Raw genomic sequence first — 24985 nt, 5'->3', positions numbered from 1 at the left:
ATTATTCATGAACCACTTTGTTGATATCACCAACCGCAGGGTATTGTACCGGATGTTTTTAATGCTCGATCCTTCAGCCCAACCGCTTTGGGGCAAAATGACGCCGCAGCAAATGGTTGAACACCTTATCGACCAGGTGCAATACACCAACGGCACCAAAATACCAACCTGGGATGGCCCGGATGAAAATACCGCCTTACGTAAGCAAAACGGCATTTACACCGATGCCGAAATTCCGCTTAATGTAGTTTTGGGCAACGTGCCGGAGGTACTGGTTTATCCCGACCTGGAAACCGCCATCAATCAGCTCATGAAAGAATTGGACACATTCGACAGGTATTTTAATACCAATGATATTAAAGTGATTCACGGCGGTTTCGGTCCGCTGGATTATTACGAGTGGATCATTTGGCATGGCAAGCATTTTACACATCATTTAAAGCAGTTTGGGGTGATAATGTGAGGTTTGCAGGTATAATTGTAGTATTGAAAACTCAATAAATTATTTAGTAAACTTGACTATGCAAGTTCAGGTAGATATAGGTTTTGATAATTTGGTTAAGATTGTAAAGCAACTTCCCAAAGAGGAGCTTATCCGCTTTAAATAAGAGTTGGATAAGGAACTTGTAAGGGATGCAGAATTAAAAGAATTAGAAGAGCTTTTATTAAAAGCGCCCTCTTTTTCGGAGGAACAGATAGCCGCTATGGAAGAGGCACGGCAATAAATTAATAAATGGCGAAAAAAAAAATATCATGGACATCCAAAAAGTAATAGATATAAATCCGGATATCCTTGGAGGAAAGCCGGTTTTTGTGGGCACGCGTGTTCCGGTTGATACTCTTTTTGATCACCTGGAAGCAGGGGTGTCGCTTGATGAATTTCTTGATGATTTTCCATCGGTAAAAAAAGAACAAGCTATCGGCTTATTGGATATTGCCAGTAAACTGATCTCTTCAAAAGATATTGCCAAACTTTATGAAGCTGTTGCTTGATGAAAACCTGCCTAAAAAGCTGAAAAGTGATTTTCCTGAACATGAGATATATGCCGTTTCAGACAAAGGCTGGAACGGTGTAAAGAACGGCGAACTGTTAAAACTTCTTTTACAAGAAGGCTTCGATGCGCTGTTAACGTTTGATAAGAATTTGCAGCACCAACAAAATTTCGATAAATATACTATTGCGGTGATGGTATTGATGGCTCCAATTGATATCCATGCTGTATTGGTTAAGCTTGTACCGCAAATAAAAAATCATTTAAAACAAGGCATCTCCGCTGGTCCAACTATCATTAGTTTATAACAGCTATCTTTACAGGCTGATTATATGAAATACCTCCGCCTGCTTTTACTCCCGCTTTCACTGTTATACGGCCTGGTTGTACGCATTCGTAACCGGTTTTATGATTGGGGAATATTGAAAAGCACCGGTTTTGAGATGCCCATTATTGTGGTAGGCAACCTTGACGTAGGTGGCGCAGGCAAAAGCCCCATGACCGAGTACCTGATCCGGTTATTAAAATCATCATACAAAATAGCCACCCTTAGCCGCGGTTACGGCCGTGCAACTAAGGGCTTCTTAATGGCATCGGCACAAAGCACCGCATCAGATATTGGCGATGAACCGGCGCAGTTTAAAAGCAAATTTCCGGATATTGGTGTGGCCGTGTGCGAAAAAAGGGTAGCAGGTGTGGAGCATCTTAAAGATGACCATGAAGTTATTATTTTGGATGATGCTTACCAGCACCGCGCTTTAAAACCGGGATTGAGTATTTTGCTTTTTGATTACAGCCGGGTAAACGAGCCGCGCCTGCTGCTGCCTGCCGGTAACCTGCGCGAACCTTTTGCCGGGCGAAAAAGGGCCGGCATCATCATCATCAGCAAATGCCCGGCAACCTTAACCCTCCTGGAACAGGGAAGGGTTATAAAACGTATCAGGCCGTATCCGCACCAGTCGCTGTTTTTTACATCGATAACTTACCTTCCGCTGCAAAACATGGCCGGAGAGCCGGTTAACCAGGCAATTGATGCCGAAACCACCATATTCCTGCTAACAGGCATTGCCAACCCAACGCCTTTATTAATACATTTAAAAAAGCAAACGCAAAGCATTATACATCATAATTATCCGGATCATCACCGCTTTAGCTTGAAAAATATCAGTAAACTTGCCGGTGAATTTGAGGCCTGTACGGCGCAAAAAAAAGTGATCATCACAACAGAAAAGGATGCACAGCGTTTAGGGGAACAGGACCTGCTTGCCGAAGTACTGAAACTGCCCGTTTGGGTGCTGCCCATAGGGATCAGTTTTTTAAATAACGGCCGGCAACAATTTGACATACTCATACAAAACTATGTTAGACAATATTGAAAGCACCGCCAGGTATATCAAAAACCGTATAGGCGATTTTGAACCCGAAGTGGGTATAATTTTAGGTACCGGACTTGGCGGCCTGGTAAAGGAAATTGAGGTTGAAAAACAGCTTATGTATTCCAACATCCCTGATTTTCCCATCTCAACCCTCGAGTTTCATTCGGGTAAGCTGATTTTCGGTACGCTGGCCGGAAAAAGGGTGGTAGCCATGCAGGGCCGTTTGCACTACTACGAAGGTTATAATATGCAGCAGATCACCTTCCCGGTGAGGGTGATGAAATACCTCGGCATCAAAACGCTTTACGTTTCAAATGCCAGCGGATCATTAAACCCGGAGTTTAAAAAAGGCGACCTCATGATCATTGAAGATCATATTAACCTGCAGCCGCAAAACCCGCTGGTGGGGCGCAATTATGAGGAGTTGGGTCCGCGGTTCCCGGATATGAGCGAGCCTTACCGTCATGATATGATCGAAAAAGGTTTATCTATCGCTCAAAAAAATAATATTACCTGCCATAAAGGCGTTTACGTAGCGGTAACCGGCCCCAACCTGGAAACCCGTGCCGAATATAAATACCTGCGCATTATTGGCGGCGACGCTGTAGGCATGAGCACTGTGCCCGAAGTGATAGTTGCCAACCATATGGGCATCCCGGTGTTTGCCATTTCGGTGTTAACGGATGAAGGTTTCCCTGAAATATTGAAGCCCATAACGCTTGAAGAGATCATTGCCATTGCGCAGGAAGCCGAACCCAAAATGACCCAGATACTTAAAGAACTGATAGCCGGTAATTAATGCGCCAAAAGCTCAAATACTTTTTTTTATTGCTGATGTGCTTATCGGTACAAGCCGCCGTTGCACAATACGGTAACCGTACCAATCCGCGCAATCTTCCCACCCGCGATACCAGCACCCGTAGGCAGGGCAAACAACTCACCGACGATCAGTTGCTGGATAGCTTGCGCCGTAAGGAAGAAAACAAGAAAGATTCGGTAGTGTTCAGTTCAAAGTTTGTGCGCATCACCAACGAACGTTTGCTGAATGATAGTACGCAGATGTTCCCGCTGGATACGGGCATCACCAATTTTGAAATTTATAGTCCGCTTGTCGATCCGCGCAGTCCGCGTATCCACCTGGGTAATGTTGGCCTGGCGCAGCGCCCTTTGTTGTTCGAGCCGGATAAAACCATCGGGTTTGACCTCGGCTTGCACTCCTTGGATATTTATGCGCTTAAGCCGCAGGATCTGAGTTATTTCAATACCAGGGTACCGTATAGCAAACTTACCTTGTACAACACATTTGGTAAAGCGGCTGTGCAGTTGTTTAATGTTTTGCATACGCAGAATATCAAACCTAACTGGAACATCGGCTTCAACCTTAACTTTAACGGTTCGAAGGGATTTTATAGCTTCAATAATGTACTGGGCCAGAATGTAAGCAGCCTGAATGCTTCCATCTTTACCTGGTACGAATCAAAAAACAAACGCTATAACCTGCTGGCCAACCTCCTGTTCAATAATCTGAAAGCTCCCGAAACCGGGGGCATCCTTAACGACAGCGTTTTTACATCATCCGTTGTAAGTAATTCCTTTTCAAAAGACAGGGCCCAGGTACGCCTGCCCTACAGTTATGAAAACTGGAACGACAAGGGCTTATATATCAAGCAATTTTATTACCTCGGCAGAATTGATAGTCTGAATAAGGGAAAAACAGATTCGAAGATTTTACCTACGCAGCGCGTAGCCCATACCCTGCACATACAAAACAGCAGGTACCTGTACAAGCAAAGCGGCGTAGATACCTATAACGTATTTCCTGATTATTTTTACAGCAGCAACCGGTCGCGGGATTCGACGGTTGTAACACACATTCAAAACGAATTCTCGTATAGCTTTTATCTCCGCAGTAAATCGGTAAAATTTGTTAAAAATGAACTGAAGCTTGACCTGGGCCTCGTGCATGACTTTTATACTTACAACCAGTATGTAAGCGATACCACCATGAACGAGTACGGGGTAAAGTATGTTCACCAGGACAAGGTACAGCATAACACCTTTCAGGATATTACGCTGAAAGCAAAACTCGGTTACCGCTTTAGCGATCGCATAGCCCTGGATGCCGATTTCAGGCAGATAGCGCAGGGCCGTGATTTTGGCAATTATCTTTATGATGCCAAACTAACCCTTGCAGGCGGCAACAAAACCGGAAAGATTGTTTTGGAGGCTTATGCGCAAAACAGCTCCCCGCCGCTGGTTTACAACAACTGGATCTCAAACCATTACATTTTTCACAACAATTTCAGCAACCAGAAAACTACCAGCGCTTCGTTCAATTATATCAACGATGCTTTGGCGATTGATTTAAAGGCTGAGTATTTTTTAATTAACAACTACCTTTACTTTACGGCGCAGCCCGGTGGCACCGATGCCCGCCCGGCACAGCTAAACAATTCCATCAACCTGCTTAAAATAAGCCTGGCTAAAAACTTCACTTATCGCAGTTTGCATTTTGATAACTATGTGGTGTATCAAAAAACCGATTACCAAAACACCCTGCGTACCCCCGAAGTTTACGCCTACAGCAGCCTGTATTTAAACCGCCTGCTGTTTAATGTGCTGCACTCCAGCTTTGGTGTAAACGGGCGGTATAATACCGAATATGTGGCGCCATCATTTGCGCCGGGTTTAGGGCAGTTTTATAACGGGGCTAACGTTACTTTTTCATCATACCCCATATTCGGCCTGTTCTTTAAGGCCACGCTGCAGCGCACCAACCTTTTTGTAGCGTACGATTATGTTAACCAGGGAGCCTGGAGTAAAGGTTATTACACCGTTAACCGCTACCCGCAGCAGGATGCCGTGTTGAAGTTTGGCGTTTCGTGGACGTTTTATAATTGATCCGGGCAAATCGGCTAAGTCAGCGTTACCAACATAGCCGTTAACGTAAGCTGCCGTATGCAAATTTTTCGATGCGCCGTTAGGCGCTACCCATTTATAGGATAAAGATAAAAGGACCCTTTGCCTCGTCTACAAACAGGTATCCCCTACGGGGAATCTAAGCACAGTAGTTCTTAGGGAGTAAAATGGTGCGATCCACTGTTAATCGCTTGTTGTAGGTACATGCTCGCGCTGTATCGCATTTTTGCGCTGGATGCGGTACATCAGGATCAGCATAATATTATTCTTATCGCTTTTGGCGGTGGCCGAATAATTGTATTGATTGATCCAGCCCGCCTGCAAAATCAACGATTTATCAAACTGGTAGCCCAAAGCCGCCGACACGCGGTTACGCTCAAAATTAGGGACTTTATTGTTTAGGAAAACCTCATCAAAAACCGAAAGGAACCATGTTTTGGCTACTATTTTGGTGTTGTTAAACGGAACAAAGACATTAAGCCTGTACCGGAAACGGTTGCGGTAATCGCCGTTAACCCAGCGTTGTTCAACCCGGTACCTATGTTCCAGCTTTAAACGGTAAAGAAACTGGTTGCTGGTAATCTGTTCCCAAAAGCGGGTTTCGGTAATAGTTGGGCCTTTGCCTACGTCCATATAATCATAAGTGGTGTAACGGCCTGTGCCCAGCAGCGCGGTAAAATTTTTATCGATATCGTAGCTTATGCCGCCTTTTATTTCAAAATATTGAAACTGGCTGAAAACGTTATTGGTGCGGGTTTGAAACTCGGTGTAGCCGCCCCATTTGTGTGCGCTATCTCCTGGTAAAACCACTGTGGCAATTCCCCAGGTGCCTACTTTCGAATCCTGAGCCCATGCAGCTGATGAAATAAATACTAAAAGAAATAAGGAACGTAAAAATCTGGACACTTTAAATTAATGTTAATAAGTTGCAAAATTGCATTTTATTAACATTAATTTAAAATGAAATCATTGATATGTTGTGACGATAATCAATAAAAAAATAAATCCGAAACCGAACATCCGATATCCGAAATCAATACGCTATTCCCACTTAAAGGTTTTAACGGCAACAGCGTATACGCCAATAAACCAGGCTAAAAGTATCAGTAACTGGTGCGTTACATCACCGAGGCCGGCCCCTTCAAAGGCTACTTTGCGCATGGCATCGTTTAAGTGCGTTAAGGGTAAAACCCTGCTGATATATTGTAACCATTTAGGGAAAGCCGTTATAGAAAAGAAAGTACCCGACAACAAAAATTGCGGCAGGGTAATGATATTTGAAAGCGGCGGAACCGAGCTCTCGTTTTTAGCCAGGCCCGATATGGTAAAGCCGAAGCCCATAAATATAATTAACCCGATAGCCGAGAGCACCAGCATATTCAACACGGTAGTTACCCCGTGTATCAGCGTAAAGCCAAACAAGTAATGGCCAACTAAAATGATAAACAGCGCGCCCAGTAATGAAAAAGTAAGCCTTGCAATAGCCTCGCCCAAAACAATGCTGTAGCGTTTTACGGGTGTAGCGAAAAATCGCTTGATAACCAGGGTTAAACGCAGGCTCAGAAATACGAAGGCGGTACCAAAAACGCCGCTGCTTAATAACGAAAAGCCCAACTGGCCGGGCAATATGAAATCGATGTATTTGTAAGGCCTGCCGCTGATGGTTTCTTCCTTCAGGTCGATTATTTTAGGTATTTGCGTGTTGGTGTAAGATTGGATCCGGGCAAGTTCTTCTGATTGGATCCTGTAAAAAATATTATTCAGGGCCGATTTTAATACACTGCCCTTATCGCCCGAAGCCTCGCTGTATTGTACATGCACGGTCATGGCAGCGGGCGGCGCAAATGGTTTCAGGTCAAGAATGGCGTCGATATTACCCTTAGCCAGGTTTTTGCTCATCTCATCAGCCGTTTGATCGGTGATGAGGTTCATGATCTTGTTTTTTTTCAGGGCCATGTAAACCGGGTTTTTTGATGAGGTATCGCTACCCTTGGCTACCCCGACATCTATTTTCATACCGCCGCCGCCAATATTGGCAAAAACGATGATGAATATTAACGGGAACGCCAGCGTAAACACAACCGCCGAGGGGCTGCGTAATATCGACCGGAAACTGGCTCTGGCAATGGCGAGTGTTGCTTTTGTATTGCTATATTTTGGGTTCATTTTGTTTAAATCATTTGCCTTTGGGCGTCATTGAGTCATTAGGTCATTGGGACATTTTCAGCGTGCTAACTGCAACTAAAAACTGTATACTCCCTCCCCATTCAGGAGGCCGGGGGCTTACCCTTCCCGCCATTCCTTTCCGGTGAGGTTAATAAATACATCCTCCAGGTTGGCCAGTTTTACCTGTTTTTTGCGCTCAAAGCCAGAGGCAACCAGTTGGTCAATAAAATGATCGGGGGTATCGATGCCGATAATATGGCCGCCGTCAACAAAAGCTACGCGGTCGCACAGTACTTCGGCTTCGTCCATATAGTGGGTGGTAATTACCACTGTTGTTCCCTGGTCGCGAATCTCACGGATCAGGTCCCAGAGGTTACGGCGGGCCTGTGGGTCGAGGCCGGTTGTAGGCTCATCTAAAAAAATTATCCTCGGGTTGTTGATAAGCGTGGTAGCGATAGAAAAGCGTTGTTTCTGACCGCCCGATAGGTCTTTATATTTGGCTTTAGCCTTATCTGTCAGCGCCACTTTCTCCAGCATTTCCGCAGGGGTTTTATCAATACCGTAGAGACCGGAAAACAGTACGATCAGTTCGGACAGGTTAAGGTTAGGGTAATACCCGGCTGCCTGCAATTGCACGCCGATACGTTTTTTTATTTGATTAGCATCTGTTTCAATATCAAAACCATCAACAATAATGCTGCCCGAGGTTTTATCGCGAAGGGTTTCGATAATTTCGAGGGTGGTGGTTTTTCCGGCGCCGTTAGGGCCAAGTAAACCGAAGATTTCGCCCTCATAAACTTCAAAACTGATGCCTTTAACGGCGGCAAAATCGCCGTAATTTTTTACCAGGTTATTTACAGTGATAATGGGTTGTTTTGCCATAACGTAAAAATGCATTTCGTTAATGAAATAACCATGAGTTTTTCGGCGAGTTGCATAATTTTTACGGTGAATGTACGTTTAGGCTGTCCTGGTTGCGGTTTAAGCAGGAAAAGGCCCGGAAATGCGCAGTATGATAGCCTTTCTTTCTGATTGTTTGGGCACGCGAAGGCGCTAAGTCGCAAAGATTGGGGTTAAGTTTTGAACATGTTTTCAGTTTAACTTTGCTGAAATGAAAAAGCCCGGAAGCATAATCTCCGGGCTTAGTTACTTTGCGCAAGTATTCTCCCTTTAGGGGGTTAGCGGGCGGGGCTTAACTCGCTTTCTGATTTCAGCACTTTATTGCCGTTATCCTGCTCAATTTCGTAAGCCGGCTCATTTTTGTCGGCGTTGCGTTTAACCTTTGCCCCTTTTATGGTTTTGCTTACCGGTTCGGTATGTTTTTTAACCACCTTGCCTTCAGCCTCTGATTTTCCCCATTTCCAGGTTACTTCATCTCCCTTTTTCATATGTTCATTCTTTTTCAGATAACACTGCGGGGATATTATTGATTTAACAAAGATGAAATAACGGCTCCATCGGGGGTGCCGGAGCTTATTTAATAAGATGACCAATTGAGTGGGCTATAGTTACCGCGTGTTCGGCGGCTTTCACTATCAAATGGATTATTTGTACTGCAAGTAAAGTTTTCATGGCATTTAATTGTTGTTGTTTAGTGATCCAAAATTGCATACAAATAGCACCCTGCCGTTAGGGTTATTAGGTAAACGGGCTCCAACTTCCGGTAAACGGGGTTAAAACATCGGAGAAATGCTGTTGGAAACGGGGAAGTATCGGTAAAGTTTTTTAGTATGGGGGTAAGATGAGGTGAAAGTCCGTCCAAATGTTGCCTCGGCGCGGCGCGCCGTTAAATTAAGGAATCAAGCTTTTAAAATCCCCCTCGAGAATAGGTGCGACGGAAAAAGGCGAAAGCAGGGGGGGATGCGAGCGATAGGCCTCGCGCAGAATAACACACCCTCTTAAGAGCATAGCCGTTAACTTAAGGACAAAAGCCATTCAAAAGTTGAGGAGAAAGGTATGATTCATGCCCTATGAACTACTGTGCTTAGATTCCCCGCGGGGGATACCTGTTTGTAGAAGATACAGGCAGACAGTCTTTTGCCTCGTAGAGGCTACCCCTCTTTAGGACATTTATAGGCATGGTTTATAGGGGGTAGCCTCTACGAGGCAAAATGCCCTTTTATATTTATCCTACAAACGGGTAGCGCCTAACGGCGCATTGGAAAATTTGCATACGGCAGCTTAAGTTAACGGCTATGCTCTCAAGAGGGGAATCGCACAATGCCGTCGTTTTTTGCTTAAGTTGACGGCTATATCCGGGCAGGGAAGGCTCCCAATAGCGCAAATAAAACCGGCCCCTTTAGGATGAATTAGCGTTGTCAAAGTTTTAGTCATGACCAAAAGCCCTGCGCCCTGATCTGGTTTGAGCTATAGCCCTGTAGTTTTAACAGCTTACGCAACTCGCTAACCATGGTATGGTTACCGGCAAGGTAAAATACCGAATGTTCAAGGTTGTAGTGTTGTTCCATCACCCAGCGGATGAGGCTGTGATGACCAAAAGCATCCCTGCGGTCGATGGGTTTTATGGGCGATTTAAAATACTGACCGAATAATTCCCGGTGGTCATCGTTAGCCATAATAATGGCGCCCGAAAAACGCGTTAACGGTAATACCATTTGTTGCAGGGCCAGCAAATGCCCCATACTGCTTTCGTCGCCAAGGCCTATAATGGCGGGTGTGCTTGCCGGGACATGCCGGGTAGAACCGATTTTTATATAGCGCATCGTATCGCCGGTTTTAAGTTGCCTGGCCCATTGGCTGCCGGGGCCTTTGTGTGCGGCGTCGATATAAAGTGTGCAGGTACTGGTATCGGCATCCCAGCCGGCAGGGGTATAATCGCGATAGGTAAAGTTATCAACCTTCACCTTGATATAAGGCACTTCATGCCAGGTGTGCATATTAGCCTGCGGCAGGTGCAAATCAACTTCTATCATGGTTGATGGCTGCCATCGCCTTACTTCCAGCACACGGCCGCTTTGCAAAATCTGGTTTTCCAACAGGTTACCAGCCCTTCTTTTCAGTTTATTTAAAGTGGATGTTTCCATGTAATATTAAATTTATATTACAAAGAAACGGTGTATATAGCTGTGCTGAAATAGATTGATTGCGGTAATGGTTGGATTATTTACGGCTGTTATCTCTGAATGTTAAAGGCGTTACAGCCGCCGACTTTTTAAACAACCTCGAAAAATAAGTATGGTCATCATAACCCAGCGTGTGGGCAATTTCCTTTACATTTAAATCGCTGTAAAACAAAAGCCGCTTGGCTTCCAGCATCACCTCCTGCGTAATCCAGTAGCTCACGGGGAAACCCGTGGTCTTTTTCAAAACCTCGTTCAGGTACGTTTCTGATACATTGAGTAGCGCCGCGTAGGCGGAGGGGCTTTTGATAACACGCACCTGCTCCATCAGCAATTTTTTAAACATCAGCGAGATTTGCCCGGGGCGCGACAACTGCATTTCGGGGTTGTGTACCTTGCTGAAGTTGGCAGCCACCATGCCGGTGAACGATTGTAGCAGCGATTGCAAAACTGGCGCATAAAATGGGTTCTGCGTGCTTTCGGCATGCTTTTCACTAATCAGGTGGAGCAGTTGTTGGTACTGGTTCAATTCGCAGTTGCTTAGCTGGCAGGGTTGCTGCAGTAACAACTGGTTCTCAAATACGGCGCGATAGCCAGGCGGAATGTGCTGGGTATCTAACGCTACAAACCAGCCGCCGGCAACCTCATTGCGGATACGGTGGTGTACCTGGCCCGGCAAAATATAGTATAAGGATCCTTCGCTGAACCGGATTTCGTGAAAATCTATCATCAATGAGGCCGACCCCGCTTCAACCAAAAAAAACAGGTAATGATCGTCGCGGTGCGCACCCAGCGGCTCTTTCTCTTTAGGCCGGTCGCCGAGGGTAAAGTAGCTGATTTCAAGGCCCGAGCTTGAGCGTTCAATTAATTGATGTACGGGGATATCTTTCATCAGGGGTATTTTTTGTTGTGGTGATAAATCTTAACCGGTAGCTAAAATTAACGGTCGCCGTCAACCAGCATGTAAATTTCGTACATGTAGGCCGCTTCGTCCATGGCGGCATGAAAATCGTCCCATTCATCGCTGGTAAAGGTAAGCTGGATATCGTTAACCGGGGTACGCATTACCACGCGTTCCTGTCCGTCGGGAAAAGGAAACGAATGATCACCAAATTCAAGATCGACCGTGAAGTTTTTAAACTGGATAAACTGGCCCGGCGTAAAACTTAGGATGAGGTTATGGTGCCATATAAATATACAACGGCATTCGGCACACCTGCTTATCACTGCAGCGCCTTTTTTACTAAGTATCTTCGTTTCGCACATAAACCGGTTTTTGTTAGTTAGTGCCTGCTCTGTTACTGGTGTAATCCGGCTTCGAACTGCACCACCACAGAACAGGACTTTATATTTTAATGATGCATACAAGCGCAATAACTTCCATCATGCTGTTTTTACACCCGCGCATCAAATTCAATCAGATAAATAACTCAACAAAGAAATACCTTATTTAGAATAAATCCAAATAAAAATAAAAAAGATTTGTAGCCAATTGATTAAAGCTGTCTATTAGAGTCTGATCAATCATACCCTGCATTAAATGCTCATTAATAGCATAATATCAGCGTTAGCAATCATTCAGCCATCGTTGCACTACTATTCTACAGGATTTATCCAGGATTAATAATCTTTATTTAATGTTTTTAACACTATGATTATTTTTCATAAATTTTATGTAGCATTGCCTTTACCCAGCGTAATTATTGATTGAAAAAGCTTTTTGCTATATTGATGCTTACTACGCACCTGCTTAACCTGTTGGGTTATATGATGCTTAATCAATATTTTGCTAATCGGTCAATTGGCGTAATTGCCCGGCAAATAAGCAGCGGTAAGTATGACAGCCGCGAACTGATTGAGATAAAAATAGCGCAAAACCTTCCCGGTATTCATAATTGGCCCGGATATGAGCATATTTCGGGTCAGGTACAGCTTAATGGCACATCTTACAATTATGTAAAAATGAGGGTTACCCGCGATACGCTTTACCTGCAATGTATCCCGAACTATGAAACAACCAGGCTCCTCAATCAAAATATTATTTGTGCCAAAAATTTAGATAAAGCCCCGGTAAGTAAGAGGATGCATGAATCGACAGACAAAAAACTCGGGAGCGATGCTAAATACAATTGCCCGGAAATTACCTTCTCATTTACAAAGCCCGATGAGCTTATTCAACAGCCAGGCACGTTCATTAATATCAGCATACCCGATCCTGTAGTACCTGTTGGCGGTCAGCCACCTGAAGCCCCGCTTGCATAACCTCTTTTTTTTGATTTTTAAACCTGTTTTGTTTACCGGCCTAAGCAAGTATTGCCTTATGCCGTTTTGCGTGCACGGCAGTGTTACTATGGCGGTTACAACAGCATTTCCTGTTTTTTTAATTTGAATAAATGAATACTTTTTATAAAATTTTATTGCCTGCGCTGTTTGTTTGTTGCGCGGGTAAGGCCGCCGCGCAGCATAAAAGCGTAAAAGATACCTTACAATTAGATAGCGTTATCATTCGCGAAAGCCGCACCAGGCACCTGCCAAATATATCGGGTACCAACATTTTTGCCGGAAAAAAAACATTTGATTTGTTTTTTGATGCCGGTAAGGCCAACTTAGCCAATAACAATGCCCGCATGGCTTTTGCCAAAGTACCGGGCGTTAACGTTTGGGAAATGGATGGCGCGGGTTTGCAGCTTAACATTGGTACACGTGGCACTGATACGCACCGCTCTATCGAAACTAATATCCGCCAAAACGGTTACAACACCAACTCGGACATGGCCGGTTACCCCGAAAATCATTACAATGTACCTTTCCAGGCGGTAAGTGAAATCCAGATTGTTCGTGGCTCGGCGGCGTTACAGTTTGGCAGCCAGTTTGGCGGCATGCTCAATTTTAAAATTAAAGAGGGTGACAGCACCAAGGTTTTTGGCTTTGAGAGTGAGCAATCTGCGGGTTCAAACCGTTTTTTCAACTCGTACAATGCCATTGGCGGTAAGGTAGGTAAAGTAAGCTATTATGCTTATTACAGCGCCCGCACCGGTGATGGCTGGCGGCCCGACGCGGCTTTCAACTCGAGGGCTTACTATGCCAATATCAAATACCGGTTTAATAATAAAGGCAGCATCGCGTTTCAGTTTTCAAGGTCGGATTACCGGCAGCAGATAGCAGGCGGTTTAACCGATGCTCAATTTGATGCCAACAACCGCCAGGCCACGCGTACGCGTAACTTTTTTAACCCCGAAATTAATATCCCGGCGTTGTTGTTCAACTACCTGTTTGATAAAAATACCACAGTTGAAATTGTATCGCATTTATTATCGGGCCAGCGTAACAGCGTGCAGTTTATTAATACGGCCAATATCCCCGATACGGTCAATACAAGCCTGAAAACCTTTAACCCCCGCCAGGTTGACAGGGATTACTACCGCGGCTTTACTACCGAAGCAAGGTTGTTGCACCTATATAAATTAGGTAACCTGAACAGCTCGTTCACCGCCGGGCTAAGGTATTTTGAGCAAACTACCCGGCGTAAGCAAAAGGGTGTTGGCACCGCGGCATCTGATTTTGATTTGAGCCTGGTTAAAGATTATGGTATCGACCTGAGCTTGCACACCCTTAATTATGCTGCCTTTGCCGAAAATATGTTCCAGGTTACACATGGCTTTACCGTTACACCGGGCGTACGGTTTGAGGATATCCGTACTACTACGTCGGGCGTTATCGTGAACCGCACCGTGCCGGTAAGCTATAAAAATGATCGTAACTTTCCGCTGTTCGGTACAGGTTTGCAATACCAGTTTAATAACGGCAACCAGCTTTACGGCAATATATCGCAGGCATACCGCCCGTTCCTTTACGCGGCAGTTACCCCTGCCGATCAGCTGACCATCATTGACCCTCATATTAAAGACAGCAAGGGTTACAGCGCCGATTTGGGATACCGCGGGCATTTCAGCACCGTGTTTAGCTTTGACTTGAGCGCGTTTTATGTTTTTTACGGCAACCGTGCGGGTACATTAACCCAAATAGATGCCAACAACGTAAACCACCTGTACCTAACCAATATTGGCGATGGTGAGGCTAAGGGCATTGAGGCCTACACCGAGGTATCGCTTATCCGTTCGTTTAATAAAACCGCCACCGGCGATTTGAGGTTATTCAACTCCCTATCCTACACTCATGCCCGTTATACTACTGGTTCTATCAGCCAAAACGGTAAAAATGTGAGCCTGGTAGGTAACCATTTAGAGGGTACTCCTGATTGGATTGACCGCGCGGGCTTAACCTTTTTAAGTGGCCATGTAAGCAGCACGTTGCAATATAGCTATGTTGGCAAAAGCTTTAGCGATGCTAATAACACGTTGTTAAACCCTACGGGCGCTACAGGTGTGGTACCGGCCTATCATTTATTTGACTGGGCGTTTAATTATAACTTTCTGAAAAACTATCATTTTACAGCAAACGTGAACAATATTTTTAACGCTAAATATTTTACACGCCGTATTAACATGTATCCCGGTCCGGGTATTTTACCTGCCGACGGAAGTACATTTAATGTTGGTTTTGGGCTGAGGATATAAGGTTTCTCTAAAAATAGATACCGGGTAGGGTAATGCCTGTATTCGGTATCTATTTATTTCCTTTTTTAAACAAAGACATCATTTGGGTTCCTTTCTCTTTAACTACGCTATCGCCAACCGCTACTATTGCTGCATCATCGTACCATCTGATATATTCCAAGTCATAATCTTTATCATTTACAGTGATTATCTGACTTGAAGAGAAAGGCTTTTTTGAGACTTTTTGCACAATGCCGATAAACTGAGAGTTTATGTTCCCATGTGCAGTATAAAACTCAAAAAGCACATAAATAAAAAAAAATGCTACTATACCATATCCTAAATACTTTTTCATCCTATTATGAATAATACAGGTATCGAATTTATAAAAAAAGCAATATGAAATTGGCCTGCGTCCTCTTGGAATACTAATAAATATCCTCTTTTATAGATGAAAGACATTTTTATAATCCTGGGTGTTCTTAAATCATATCACTTAGATTGTAGTGTGGGCGGAGTAGAGAGGGGTAACAAGCGCAGCGATTTAAAAGTGCAGCCATACAAAAAAACGGCTTCCCCGGGTAATGGAGAAGCCGTTTTACGTAGTTGGTATGATAAGGCTTTTTACCTGATGAACTTCTTTACTGTTTCTGATAATGAAGTGAGGTCGAAAGGTTTGGCCAGGTAACCATCGGCATTGCCCGCTTTGGCAACCTCCTTGATATTGCTCACCGCCGAAATTATTACAACGGGGATATCACTTGTAGCCGGATCGTCTTTTATAGTTTTGCTTAACTGCTGTCCGTTGGCATCGCTGCTCCAGTCGGTTAGCCAGTTATCAAGCAATATCAGGTCGGGCTGTAAGGTGGCCAATGTGCGTAATATGCGCGAATTGTCAGACTGGATCACTTCATAACCCTCTTCTTCCAATACATACACTACGGTATCGCGAATGTCCTTATCGTCTTCTATTACTAAAACCTTTTTGGCCATGATTGATATATGCTTGTTGAGCGGGGCTATTACGCGCCGTTTTTTGTAGTTATAACAATCAAATACCGGGTATTTGTTTTAGTATCGTAATAAATAAAAAAATATTAGTTGCCGGAGCCGGTTAAGCTTTGCTGTTGTAGCAAACCCTGCAACGGGGCTCGTAGCTCTCTTTTTCGCCCAGCAAAATCTTCGCTTCGTCGGGTACCAGCCGGTACGAATAAAGCGCGGAGTTGCCGCACCGTACACAAACGGCCTGCAGCTTGGTAACCGATTCGGCAATGGCCATAATGGCGGGCATGGGGCCAAAGGGGCGGCCCTTAAAATCCATATCCAAACCGGCAACAATTACACGGATGCCGCGGTTGGCCAGTAGGGTACAAACCTCGGGCAGCCCTTCGTCAAAAAACTGGGCCTCATCAACACCTATTACATGGGCATCGCTGGCTAACAGTAAAATGGCCGCGGCACTGTCAACCGGGGTAGAAGTTATTTTATTGGCATTGTGTGATATGATGGCTTCTTCACCGTAACGCGTATCGGCCTTGGGGCTAAAAATTTCCACCTTAAGTTTGGCTATGCGGGCACGGCTGAGGCGCCTGATCAGCTCTTCGGTTTTGCCCGAAAACATTGATCCGCAAATAACTTCGATGCTGCCGCCAAACTCGCTTTTACGCCTGAAAACCTCTTCGTGATATACCATTTATGCCTTTTATAGTCGGCAAATATCAGAATTTAATCCTACTTTTGAGAAGCATTTTAGTAACATTGGGGCCATGAAGCAATTGGATGTATTTAAAAAGATAGGTGGGATTTTAAAAGAGCTTAATGATCAATATGACTACCTCGCAGCCGATCCCGGCGAACTGAATGAGCTTGAACTGGAGCTTTTTGTAGCTAACGCCCATTTTTTAAAAGACCATGCCGAAATACTGCGCCGTATTAACGAGCGTGCGGCAGCACCTGCCGAACCTGCCGAAAAACCACAAGCCGCGGTTGAGCAGCCCAAACCAGAGCCGCCGCAACCGGAAGTAACACCCAGGCCCGTACCGCCGCCGCCACTCAAAACCGAAGCCCTGCACGAGCAGCGTTTTTTTGAGCCGGTAGTGCAGCAGCACATCCCGGTTCCCGTTAATAAAATTGAGATAACCAAAGATCCGGTGCCCGTAGCGCCTGCGCCTTTCAACACCCCGGTTATTGATCTGGTGCCCGCCGAACCTGAGCAGAAAACGGCGCCCGAACCTCAGATAGACCTGGCCACGGCAAGTGAAAAAGACAGTTATTCCTTTCAGCGGGAAATACCGGAAAGCAAAAGCTTTGAGCTTGATTTAAACGAAGCCGATACTTTAGACGACACCGTAACTGAAAACGCGCCGGAACCGGCTCCGGTTGCAGCTGAAACTACAATTGAGCCCGAAATTAAAAAGCCCGAAGTGCAGCAGCCGGTTATAGCAAAAGCAGATACCGAAGGGCAGCAGGTACTAACCTTTAACCAGAAGATGATGGCGCAGAAGGCAGAGAAAACCGCGGCTGCAAACACGCCTGCCGAACTTCCTGTTACTGATCTGAAATCGGCCATTAACCTGAACGATAAATTGCTTTACATTAAAGATCTGTTTAACGGTTACAGCCTGGCCTACAGCGAAGCCATTGAAATAGTAAACCGGTTTAATACCTTCGAGGAGGCTGAGCGTTTCCTGAAAACCAATTACGTTGTTAAAAATAACTGGGAAAGTAAACCCACTACCACCGCGAAGTTTTACGCCTTGTTAAAGAGGAGATATCCTGTTAGCTGATATCCGGGCGCGTGATCTCCCGGTACCGCTGCTGATATAGTAACCCATATAAAGGGTTCAGATTTTTTATTTCCTGCATCTGGGAGTATGGGGCATTTAGGCTATATCCGTGTTGAAGTGTCTTTGACTTCACCTGCTATCTCTTATTATCCCAATTCTGCAGGCTAAAGTTCCCCTTCACGTTTCCTTAAAAACCACTCGGCTGATAAAAGTGACAAGATCAGGCCGAAGAGCCATTTTATATCCACCAGATCGCTGTAATGTTTATCTTCATAAACCACAGTTTTAACATTATCATTTTTACGGATCAGATCAGCCAGTTTGCCTATATCAGCGGGTTTGAGCATTTGTCCGCCGCTTTGCCTGGCAAGGGTGTTTAACAGCACATGGTTGGCTGCGCTTTGGCGGGCCTCGAGGTTTAAAGGTTTAATGGTGAATTGCCCGCTTGCTTTAAAATCCTGCCTGCCGTTTTGGGTGGAGGCGTTATAGGTGTATTCGCCTACCGGCAGCGGGCCGGCATCTAACTGGTAGCTTTGGCCGGTGCGGGTAAACAGGTAACTGTAATTTTTGCCTGCAGCGTTTTTCAGTTCAATCTTCACGTCCGGCGTATTGATCAGTTCAAGCGCATCGTTATATAGCTCTGCGTTTAATATCACATTTTCCCCTTCATCAAACACGTTACGGGCAGCATAAACCCTGAAACGCCTGCGGTTGGAATTAGCCGTTAAATATTGTACGGTTTGGCTAAATAATTCGTCGGTAGCATTTTGGTTCTCGTAGTTTTGATACTGCGATAGCTGCCAGCGCCAAATACCTTCGCCGGTTAATACGGCCACACGCCGACCGGCCTCATCCCCAAAAGCCAGTAAAGGATAAGTTGTAGCCACGGCGCCTATTTTTTGCCTTAATAAAACAGTAGCGCCGGTTGATGTGCCGTAACTGCCAAACGGAGCTAACAGGGGCGGCAACACGGCGATCTTTCTTTTTGCAGAATCCGAAAGGTTAAAGGCTGTAAAATCATTAGCGGGTAAAGCCAGCACTTCCTGGGTTTCAGCATGCCCGGCGCTGATCTTCACGACGCCCTGTTCATTATTTACAGCCTGTAAATTACTTTGCGAACCGATGATGTACCATACAGGCGTTTTGCTTTTGCTGATGTAACTTTTTACAGGTGGGTAATCGGCCGCGCTTACCTGGTAAAGAATAACCAGGCTGTAATCTGCCGGTTTGATATCTGCAGCGGAGCTAATTGAGGCCGCTTTAACTTCGTAGTTTTTATTGGTTTCGATGGCTTTTTTTATAACTGTGATATCCGGGTGCGGACCATTATAAAGCAGTAAAACCTTTTGACGCGCATCAAGCACTTCTACATAAATGGTTTCGGTATTGTTTTGGGTTGAAAGCTCGTTTTTTACCGGCGCTATGCTGATGGTATATTTTCGTAACCCTTTTCTGGCAGCATTTAATTTTACAGGGATCACCTTTTTAAAATCGCTTGCCGTAACCCGGATGTTTTGTTGGTATACCTGTTTGCCATCTTCGGCAATGGAAAGCGCCATGTTTTCGCCCTCGCTTTGGTAGGCGGCCGCCAGTATCTCAATTACAAAGTCGTTCCCTAAAAAAGCGGTTTTATTGTAATTGACATTGCCGATAAGCAGATCGCGTTTGGCCGTGGTATCGCCAAGGGCAACGGTATAAATACTGGTTTTGATGTTTTTGGCTTCATATTGCGGGTCGTTACCCTGGTTGTATAAACCATCGGTAGCCAGCACCAGCGCGCCGATGTTTTGGTTGGCGAACCCGTTATTTAACTGGCGAAGCGCGCCTGCTATATTGGTTTGTTTACCGTTAAAACTTTTGGATAAGCCGCGGTGCAAATCTTTATCGAAGTTAAATTCGCGCACATCGTACTGATCGCCCAACTGTTCTTTCAGCCGGGTAAGCTCATCAATAAAACCCGGTGAATTGAAACCTGCCGGTTTAAAGGTATTAACGGATGAAGAATTATCCTGGGCGATGAGCACCAGGGGTTTTTGAGGCTCATATTTAACCGACTTAACAAGCGGGGAGACTAATAAAAAAGCGATGAAGAAAACCGCTAAAGCGCGAAGTGCCGCTAAACCGTAACGTAAATTACGGCTTATTCCCACAGGTTGGCGGTACATGAGCCAGGCATAGGCCAAACCTGATAACAGGCAAACCGGTGTCCACCATCCCGAAACAGAACCCCATGTAAGTGAAAACATTTGTAGCTATAGTATGATTGGGGCGCCGACAACCAGGCCCGGTAACATTAACTGCAAAATGCGAAATTATTGTGAGAAGAGGGGAATAAGTTTTTATTCGGTTAGCGATGGCTCAAATCTTAATGGAATCGAATAAACGACAGGAACCGCGACACCATTGCACAAACCCGATTTCCATTTAACCGTTTTAGCGAGTTTGAAAAATTGCTTGCCCATTTTATGATTAGGAGATGCATCACGCAGGATTCTTAGCCGATTTAATTTACCGTTTGCTTCTACAATAAAACTGACTATGACCGTTCCTAAATATTCCTTAGAATTAGCCGGGACTTTAATGTTTTTTAACAGAAAAGTAATTAATTTCTCAAATCCTCCTTCAGGCTCAGGCATTTGATCAACAGAAGTGTAAACAAACTTATGTAAAATGGAATCTGTTTTACCTATGCATGAATGCTTGTTATTTTGAGCTGAGCTGACTTGATAAGCTAAACACCAGGCACATAAAGTAAGAAAAATACATTTGCAGGCACTCATATCAAGGTTTAGGTATAAATGTCAATGCCGGTATTAACCGGCATTGACATCAGAAGAAAATTTTTACAACATACCGCCATCAACCGGGATAACCTGGCCGGTAATATAAGCTGCCATATCCGAAGCCAGGAATACGCAGGCATTGGCCACGTCTTCAACTTCGCCGGCACGTTTAAGGGGGATGCCCGCTGCCCAGCCCTCAACCACTTTCGGGTCGAGCACTTCGGTCATTTCGGTACGGATAAAGCCCGGGGCAACCACGTTGGTACGGATATTACGCGACCCCAACTCTTTTGCTACCGATTTAGAGAAACCGATGATCCCGGCTTTTGAAGCGGCATAATTAGCCTGACCTGCATTACCCTGCACACCTACTACCGAACTCATGTTAATAAATACCCCTTTACGGTTCTTCATCATAATTTTAGAAGCGGCTTTGGTAACGTTGAATATCGATTTCAGGTTTACATCAAGCACTTCGTCCCATTGCTCCTCGGTCATGCGCATCAGCAGGCCGTCTTTGGTAATACCGGCATTGTTCACCACGATATCGATAGTGCCAAAATCCGCAACAATATCATTGATCAGTTTATCGGCCTCGTCAAATTTCGAAGCGTCAGAACGGTAGCCTTTAATTTTGGTACCAAAGCTTTGTAATTCCTGTTCAAGCGCCTGGCCTTTCTCTACCGATGATAAATAAGTAAAAGCAACGTTAGCGCCATGCTCGGCAAATTTTTCGGCAATTTTTCGGCCTATTCCTTTTGACGCGCCGGTAACCAACGCGGTTTTTCCTTCTAATAATTTCATAATTAAAGTATATGATTTCAGGGCGGTGAAGTTAGGGATTTAGTTGGAAAGTCTAAAGTTCAAAGTCTTAAGTCGGAAGTCTCAAGTCAGAAGTTAGTCGCATCATCAGAACAACCGGAACTTTTGACTGAAGACCAGCAATCGCTTTTAAAAGTCATGCCAAAGCCTCACCTAAATCCTCTCCAAAGGAGAGGACTTTAAGAAACAAATGGCCGGGGTGAGGCCTTTCCGCTTTGGTAATGGTAACTCTTTTTTTAGCGACTGCCCTGACTTCCAACTTCCGACTTAAGACTTTCGATTATTATTAGTTACTTTTGATAAACCGGCAATAACAAATAACAGGTACCGTGAATAATCAAGCAGGCTATAAACATATCTTCAGCATAAAATACCTTTTGCCTTTAGCCTTTCTCCTTTTACCTTTCATTACCAGGGCTGCTTCTATACTGATCCCGATGGATGATGAGCAAAAGGACCATCTAAAATCTTATGGTATTGCTTTTTGGGTATTGAAAAACGGCGAGGAGGTTGATTGGCTGCTGAATTACCGTGGCGGCAGCTTTATGATGAAATACGGGCAGAAAATTGAAGAGGAATGCAAAATCCGCGGCGTGAGTTATGAAGTAATTGCCGATGCCAAAGCCGGCGAAATTATTACCGAAGTAAGCGATCCATCCGTAAATATGGATGTGGTTAAGCTGGAAAAAGCCCCTAAAATGGCGGTGTATTCCCCAAAAAACAAGCTGCCCTGGGATGATGCCGTAACCCTGGTTTTAAAATATGCCGAAATCCCTTATGATTTGGTTTATGATGAGGAGGTGATTCACGGCGAGCTGCCCAAATACGATTGGCTGCACCTGCACCATGAAGATTTTACCGGTCAGTACAGTAAATTTTACGGTGTTTACCGCTACGCCCAATGGTATACCGACGATGTTAAAGTACAGGAAGCCATGGCCCGCAAGCTTGGCTTTAGCAAGGTATCAAAAATGAAACTGGCCGTTGCCCAAAATATCCGCGATTTTTGTGCCGGGGGCGGCTTTTTGTTTGCCATGTGTTCGGGTACCGATACTTTTGATATCGCCCTGTCGGCAGCCAATACCGATATCTGCGAACGGATGTTTGATGGTGATGCCGCCGATCAGGACGCGCAATCCAAACTGGATTTTACGCAAACCTTTGCCTTCCGGAACTTTACGCTGGATATGAGCCCGGTTTCACACTCGTTCAGCAATATTGATGTTACCACCACCCGGCAGGTTGACCGTACAAGGGATTTTTTTACGTTGTTTGATTTTTCGGCCAAATGGGATGTGGTACCGAGCATGCTCACCCAAAACCATGATAAGGTGATTAAAGGTTTTATGGGCCTTACCACCGCCTATAATAAAAACATGCTGAAGCCCGGCGTTACCATTATGGGCGAAATGAAAACCGCCAATGAAGCCCGCTATATTCACGGCGAATACGGCAAAGGCCAATGGACGTTTTATGGCGGTCACGACCCGGAAGATTACCAGCACGCGGTAAATGATCCGCCAACCGATCTCAAACTGCACCCTAATTCGCCAGGTTACAGACTGATATTAAATAATGTGCTGTTCCCGGCCGCTAAAAAGAAAAAGCAGAAAACGTGATGTTGAGATTTCGGATGCCGGATTTTCGATTTCGGATTTATAGTTGAATTCATCCTGGTTTTATGGTGTCGGGAATGCCCGGGCAATTCGAAAAAATAACGTTAAATCCTCAAAGAATCGAGCCTGAACGAGGTTGGGTTGTGTGTTTTTTAAAAAAACAGCCAATTCTATATTAAATTCATGTTAAATTGTATGCCATTGGGCTAATAATCATTACAAATACAAAATTTCAATTGCGATTTCCTGTTTTAGAAGTTAACTTAGCCGCCGTTATTAATAGTATTCATTCAAACCACTCTGATAATTCATTATGAGCATAATAATTGATGTGCATGCCCGCCAGATTTTAGATTCGCGCGGTAACCCTACCATCGAGGTAGAAGTTTTAACCGAGAATGGCGCGTTTGGTCGCGCTGCTGTACCTTCTGGTGCATCAACCGGCGTTCACGAGGCTGTTGAGCTTCGCGACAACGACAAATCAAAATACATGGGCAAAGGCGTTTTAAAGGCCGTTGAAAATGTAAACGAAATTTTAGCTCCCGAATTAAAAGGTATCGACGTGTTTGAACAAAACGCTATCGACGCTTTAATGATTGAGATTGACGGTACCGAAAACAAAGGTAAAATTGGTGCCAACGCTATATTAGGTGTTTCATTAGCTGTAGCTAAAGCTGCCGCCCAGGAAAGCCGCCAGCCTTTATACCGCTACATCGGTGGTGTAAACGCCAACACTTTACCTATCCCGATGATGAACATCGTTAACGGTGGTTCACACTCTGACGCGCCTATCGCTTTCCAGGAATTTATGATTATGCCGGTTGGCGCCCCTTCATTCTCTGAAGCTTTACGTTGGGGTACCGAAGTATTCCACAACCTGAAAAAGATCCTTCATGATCGTGGTTTATCAACCGCGGTAGGTGACGAAGGTGGTTTCGCCCCAACTTTTGAAGGTACTGAAGATGGTGTTGAAACCATTTTGCAGGCTATCGAAAAAGCGGGTTACAAACCAGGCGAAGATATCTGCATCGCCTTCGACTGCGCATCATCTGAGTTTTATAAAGACGGTAAATACGACTACACCAAATTTGAAGGCGAAAAAGGCGCTATCCGCACCAGCGCCGAGCAGGCTGAATACCTTGCCGAATTAGTGGCTAAATACCCTGTGATCTCGATTGAAGACGGTATGGCCGAAGACGATTGGGAAGGCTGGAAAATCCTGACCGAAAAAATCGGTAAAACCGTACAATTAGTAGGCGACGATTTATTTGTAACCAACACCAAACGTTTACAAAGAGGTGTTAGCGAAGGTATTGCCAACTCAATCCTGGTAAAAGTTAACCAGATTGGTTCATTAACCGAAACGATCAACGCGGTTACCTTAGCGCAAACCAACGGTTTTACTTCGGTAATGAGCCACCGTTCGGGCGAAACTGAAGATTCAACCATTGCCGACCTTGCTGTGGCATTAAACTGCGGTCAGATCAAAACCGGTTCGGCTTCACGTTCAGACAGGATCGCTAAATACAACCAATTATTACGTATTGAAGAGGAATTGGGCGCTAACGCTAAATTCATCGGTAAAGATTTCAAATTCTTTAAAAAGTAATCTCTTGTTTTGATGATATCAAAGGCCATCTGTGCAAGCAGGTGGCCTTTTTTTGTGTAGTCCTGAATTGTCATCCTGAGCGTAGCAAATGATCTTCTTCGCAAGCATAGCGGCTATACAGGGCGAAGAAGATGCTTCGTTCCTCGGCATGACAAAACGTTTTAAGATGTTGTGTACTCTATTTTCATTCATCGATCAAAACATATTTTATACCTTTGCCTCCCGGCAACCGGATAATTAAACCGCGGCAGCCACGTTATAAATTTGTTACCATAATACT

At 44.7% G+C, this 24985-nt stretch carries 25 protein-coding genes; 12 read left to right on the top strand and 13 right to left on the bottom strand.

Features of this window, described 5'->3' with window-relative positions:
• Positions 1-7 precede the first annotated feature (7 nt).
• The 6 genes from LX99_RS05350 to LX99_RS05325 all read left to right on the top strand — a co-directional run bounded on the left by LX99_RS05350 (position 8) and on the right by LX99_RS05325 (position 5269).
• A complete protein-coding gene (locus LX99_RS05350) occupies positions 8-463 on the top strand; it encodes a hypothetical protein (protein WP_109606889.1) in 456 nt (151 codons plus the stop codon).
• Between the two features lie 290 nt (positions 464-753).
• A complete protein-coding gene (locus LX99_RS05345; protein WP_109606888.1) occupies positions 754-993 on the top strand; it encodes a DUF433 domain-containing protein in 240 nt (79 codons plus the stop codon).
• Positions 977-1300 (top strand): DUF5615 family PIN-like protein, encoded by a 324-nt coding sequence (locus LX99_RS05340; RefSeq protein ID WP_109606887.1) that lies wholly within the window; start codon positions 977-979, stop codon positions 1298-1300. The genes LX99_RS05345 and LX99_RS05340 overlap by 17 nt, the downstream gene beginning before the upstream one ends.
• Before the next feature lie 24 nt (positions 1301-1324).
• A complete protein-coding gene (lpxK, locus tag LX99_RS05335) occupies positions 1325-2368 on the top strand; it encodes a tetraacyldisaccharide 4'-kinase (RefSeq protein ID WP_109606886.1) in 1044 nt (347 codons plus the stop codon).
• Complete coding sequence (locus LX99_RS05330) at positions 2352-3167, top strand: purine-nucleoside phosphorylase (protein WP_022831914.1); 816 nt, start codon at positions 2352-2354, stop codon at positions 3165-3167. The genes lpxK and LX99_RS05330 overlap by 17 nt, the downstream gene beginning before the upstream one ends.
• Positions 3167-5269, top strand: a complete 2103-nt coding sequence (locus tag LX99_RS05325; RefSeq protein ID WP_245927848.1) for a putative porin — start codon at positions 3167-3169, stop codon at positions 5267-5269. Before LX99_RS05330 ends, LX99_RS05325 begins: the two co-directional genes overlap by 1 nt.
• 201 nt (positions 5270-5470) lie before the next feature.
• Here the strand turns inward: LX99_RS05325 and LX99_RS05320 are convergent, their stop codons facing one another.
• From LX99_RS05320 to LX99_RS05290, 7 genes are all read right to left on the bottom strand, one after another.
• A complete protein-coding gene (locus LX99_RS05320) occupies positions 5471-6193 on the bottom strand; it encodes a DUF2490 domain-containing protein (protein ID WP_109606885.1) in 723 nt (240 codons plus the stop codon).
• A 135-nt stretch (positions 6194-6328) separates the two neighbouring features.
• The gene (locus LX99_RS05315) at positions 6329-7453 is read right to left on the bottom strand and encodes an ABC transporter permease (RefSeq protein WP_109606884.1); all 1125 of its coding nucleotides are present in this window, start codon (positions 7451-7453) and stop codon (positions 6329-6331) included.
• Between the two features lie 117 nt (positions 7454-7570).
• The gene (locus LX99_RS05310; protein ID WP_022833427.1) at positions 7571-8335 is read right to left on the bottom strand and encodes an ABC transporter ATP-binding protein; all 765 of its coding nucleotides are present in this window, start codon (positions 8333-8335) and stop codon (positions 7571-7573) included.
• A 296-nt stretch (positions 8336-8631) separates the two neighbouring features.
• Entirely contained in the window at positions 8632-8841 is a 210-nt protein-coding gene (locus tag LX99_RS05305) for a hypervirulence associated TUDOR domain-containing protein (protein ID WP_109606883.1), read from the bottom strand.
• Positions 8842-9783: 942 nt separating this feature from the next.
• Positions 9784-10497, bottom strand: a complete 714-nt coding sequence (locus tag LX99_RS05300; RefSeq protein WP_109606882.1) for a siderophore-interacting protein — start codon at positions 10495-10497, stop codon at positions 9784-9786.
• A 76-nt stretch (positions 10498-10573) separates the two neighbouring features.
• Positions 10574-11425 (bottom strand): helix-turn-helix domain-containing protein, encoded by an 852-nt coding sequence (locus LX99_RS05295; protein ID WP_109606881.1) that lies wholly within the window; start codon positions 11423-11425, stop codon positions 10574-10576.
• 47 nt (positions 11426-11472) lie between these two features.
• Positions 11473-11799 (bottom strand): DUF6686 family protein, encoded by a 327-nt coding sequence (locus tag LX99_RS05290; protein ID WP_109606880.1) that lies wholly within the window; start codon positions 11797-11799, stop codon positions 11473-11475.
• 441 nt (positions 11800-12240) lie between these two features.
• Here LX99_RS05290 and LX99_RS05285 point away from each other — a divergent pair, with 441 nt between their 5' ends.
• Together LX99_RS05285 and LX99_RS05280 are read left to right on the top strand one after the other, a co-directional pair.
• Positions 12241-12795 carry a hypothetical protein gene (locus tag LX99_RS05285; RefSeq protein ID WP_109606879.1) on the top strand — a complete coding sequence of 185 codons (555 nt, stop codon included), beginning with the start codon at positions 12241-12243 and terminating at the stop codon, positions 12793-12795.
• A gap of 131 nt (positions 12796-12926) precedes the next feature.
• Positions 12927-15110 (top strand): TonB-dependent receptor family protein, encoded by a 2184-nt coding sequence (locus LX99_RS05280; RefSeq protein WP_109606878.1) that lies wholly within the window; start codon positions 12927-12929, stop codon positions 15108-15110.
• 49 nt (positions 15111-15159) lie between these two features.
• Here the strand turns inward: LX99_RS05280 and LX99_RS05275 are convergent, their stop codons facing one another.
• From LX99_RS05275 to LX99_RS05265, 3 genes are all read right to left on the bottom strand, one after another.
• Complete coding sequence (locus LX99_RS05275; protein WP_109606877.1) at positions 15160-15444, bottom strand: hypothetical protein; 285 nt, start codon at positions 15442-15444, stop codon at positions 15160-15162.
• 269 nt (positions 15445-15713) lie between these two features.
• A complete protein-coding gene (locus LX99_RS05270; RefSeq protein WP_109606876.1) occupies positions 15714-16082 on the bottom strand; it encodes a response regulator in 369 nt (122 codons plus the stop codon).
• Positions 16083-16203: 121 nt separating this feature from the next.
• Positions 16204-16782: a thymidine kinase gene (locus tag LX99_RS05265; RefSeq protein ID WP_109606875.1), complete on the bottom strand. Its 579-nt coding sequence runs from the start codon at positions 16780-16782 to the stop codon at positions 16204-16206.
• A 73-nt stretch (positions 16783-16855) separates the two neighbouring features.
• Between LX99_RS05265 and LX99_RS05260 the strand changes: the two genes are divergently transcribed.
• On the top strand, positions 16856-17875 hold the full coding sequence (locus LX99_RS05260) for a hypothetical protein (RefSeq protein WP_109606874.1): 1020 nt from the start codon (positions 16856-16858) through the stop codon (positions 17873-17875).
• A gap of 164 nt (positions 17876-18039) precedes the next feature.
• Here the strand turns inward: LX99_RS05260 and LX99_RS05255 are convergent, their stop codons facing one another.
• The 3 genes from LX99_RS05255 to fabG all read right to left on the bottom strand — a co-directional run bounded on the left by LX99_RS05255 (position 18040) and on the right by fabG (position 21462).
• A complete protein-coding gene (locus tag LX99_RS05255) occupies positions 18040-20121 on the bottom strand; it encodes a hypothetical protein (protein WP_146203066.1) in 2082 nt (693 codons plus the stop codon).
• A 93-nt stretch (positions 20122-20214) separates the two neighbouring features.
• A complete protein-coding gene (locus LX99_RS05250; RefSeq protein WP_109606872.1) occupies positions 20215-20655 on the bottom strand; it encodes an energy transducer TonB in 441 nt (146 codons plus the stop codon).
• 63 nt (positions 20656-20718) lie between these two features.
• Positions 20719-21462: a 3-oxoacyl-[acyl-carrier-protein] reductase gene (gene fabG, locus LX99_RS05245; protein WP_022832262.1), complete on the bottom strand. Its 744-nt coding sequence runs from the start codon at positions 21460-21462 to the stop codon at positions 20719-20721.
• A gap of 455 nt (positions 21463-21917) precedes the next feature.
• Here fabG and LX99_RS05240 point away from each other — a divergent pair, with 455 nt between their 5' ends.
• From LX99_RS05240 to LX99_RS25555, 3 genes are all read left to right on the top strand, one after another.
• Positions 21918-23099, top strand: coding sequence for a hypothetical protein (locus tag LX99_RS05240; RefSeq protein WP_031266859.1), 1182 nt, complete (start codon positions 21918-21920; stop codon positions 23097-23099).
• Between the two features lie 310 nt (positions 23100-23409).
• On the top strand, positions 23410-24705 hold the full coding sequence (eno, locus tag LX99_RS05235; protein ID WP_109606871.1) for a phosphopyruvate hydratase: 1296 nt from the start codon (positions 23410-23412) through the stop codon (positions 24703-24705).
• A gap of 88 nt (positions 24706-24793) precedes the next feature.
• The gene (locus tag LX99_RS25555; protein ID WP_170122573.1) at positions 24794-24946 is read left to right on the top strand and encodes a hypothetical protein; all 153 of its coding nucleotides are present in this window, start codon (positions 24794-24796) and stop codon (positions 24944-24946) included.
• Positions 24947-24985 lie beyond the last annotated feature (39 nt).

This window comes from Mucilaginibacter oryzae (assembly GCF_003148845.1).
Lineage (GTDB): Bacteria > Bacteroidota > Bacteroidia > Sphingobacteriales > Sphingobacteriaceae > Mucilaginibacter > Mucilaginibacter oryzae.
The sequence above is the reverse complement of the archived record's forward strand: the minus strand, read 5'-3'. Positions and strand labels throughout refer to the sequence as shown.

Coding starts and splice junctions, on each gene's coding strand:
- LX99_RS05350 (WP_109606889.1), top strand. CDS start 8: ATGAACCACTTTGTTGATATCACCAACCGCAGGGTATTGTACCGGATG.
- LX99_RS05345 (WP_109606888.1), top strand. CDS start 754: ATGGACATCCAAAAAGTAATAGATATAAATCCGGATATCCTTGGAGGA.
- LX99_RS05340 (WP_109606887.1), top strand. CDS start 977: ATGAAGCTGTTGCTTGATGAAAACCTGCCTAAAAAGCTGAAAAGTGAT.
- lpxK (WP_109606886.1), top strand. CDS start 1,325: ATGAAATACCTCCGCCTGCTTTTACTCCCGCTTTCACTGTTATACGGC.
- LX99_RS05330 (WP_022831914.1), top strand. CDS start 2,352: ATGTTAGACAATATTGAAAGCACCGCCAGGTATATCAAAAACCGTATA.
- LX99_RS05325 (WP_245927848.1), top strand. CDS start 3,167: ATGCGCCAAAAGCTCAAATACTTTTTTTTATTGCTGATGTGCTTATCG.
- LX99_RS05315 (WP_109606884.1), bottom strand. CDS start 7,453: ATGAACCCAAAATATAGCAATACAAAAGCAACACTCGCCATTGCCAGA.
- LX99_RS05310 (WP_022833427.1), bottom strand. CDS start 8,335: ATGGCAAAACAACCCATTATCACTGTAAATAACCTGGTAAAAAATTAC.
- LX99_RS05305 (WP_109606883.1), bottom strand. CDS start 8,841: ATGAAAAAGGGAGATGAAGTAACCTGGAAATGGGGAAAATCAGAGGCT.
- LX99_RS05300 (WP_109606882.1), bottom strand. CDS start 10,497: ATGGAAACATCCACTTTAAATAAACTGAAAAGAAGGGCTGGTAACCTG.
- LX99_RS05295 (WP_109606881.1), bottom strand. CDS start 11,425: ATGAAAGATATCCCCGTACATCAATTAATTGAACGCTCAAGCTCGGGC.
- LX99_RS05290 (WP_109606880.1), bottom strand. CDS start 11,799: ATGTGCGAAACGAAGATACTTAGTAAAAAAGGCGCTGCAGTGATAAGC.
- LX99_RS05280 (WP_109606878.1), top strand. CDS start 12,927: ATGAATACTTTTTATAAAATTTTATTGCCTGCGCTGTTTGTTTGTTGC.
- LX99_RS05275 (WP_109606877.1), bottom strand. CDS start 15,444: ATGAAAAAGTATTTAGGATATGGTATAGTAGCATTTTTTTTTATTTAT.
- LX99_RS05270 (WP_109606876.1), bottom strand. CDS start 16,082: ATGGCCAAAAAGGTTTTAGTAATAGAAGACGATAAGGACATTCGCGAT.
- LX99_RS05265 (WP_109606875.1), bottom strand. CDS start 16,782: ATGGTATATCACGAAGAGGTTTTCAGGCGTAAAAGCGAGTTTGGCGGC.
- LX99_RS05260 (WP_109606874.1), top strand. CDS start 16,856: ATGAAGCAATTGGATGTATTTAAAAAGATAGGTGGGATTTTAAAAGAG.
- LX99_RS05255 (WP_146203066.1), bottom strand. CDS start 20,121: ATGTTTTCACTTACATGGGGTTCTGTTTCGGGATGGTGGACACCGGTT.
- LX99_RS05250 (WP_109606872.1), bottom strand. CDS start 20,655: ATGAGTGCCTGCAAATGTATTTTTCTTACTTTATGTGCCTGGTGTTTA.
- fabG (WP_022832262.1), bottom strand. CDS start 21,462: ATGAAATTATTAGAAGGAAAAACCGCGTTGGTTACCGGCGCGTCAAAA.
- LX99_RS05240 (WP_031266859.1), top strand. CDS start 21,918: ATGGATGATGAGCAAAAGGACCATCTAAAATCTTATGGTATTGCTTTT.
- eno (WP_109606871.1), top strand. CDS start 23,410: ATGAGCATAATAATTGATGTGCATGCCCGCCAGATTTTAGATTCGCGC.
- LX99_RS25555 (WP_170122573.1), top strand. CDS start 24,794: ATGATCTTCTTCGCAAGCATAGCGGCTATACAGGGCGAAGAAGATGCT.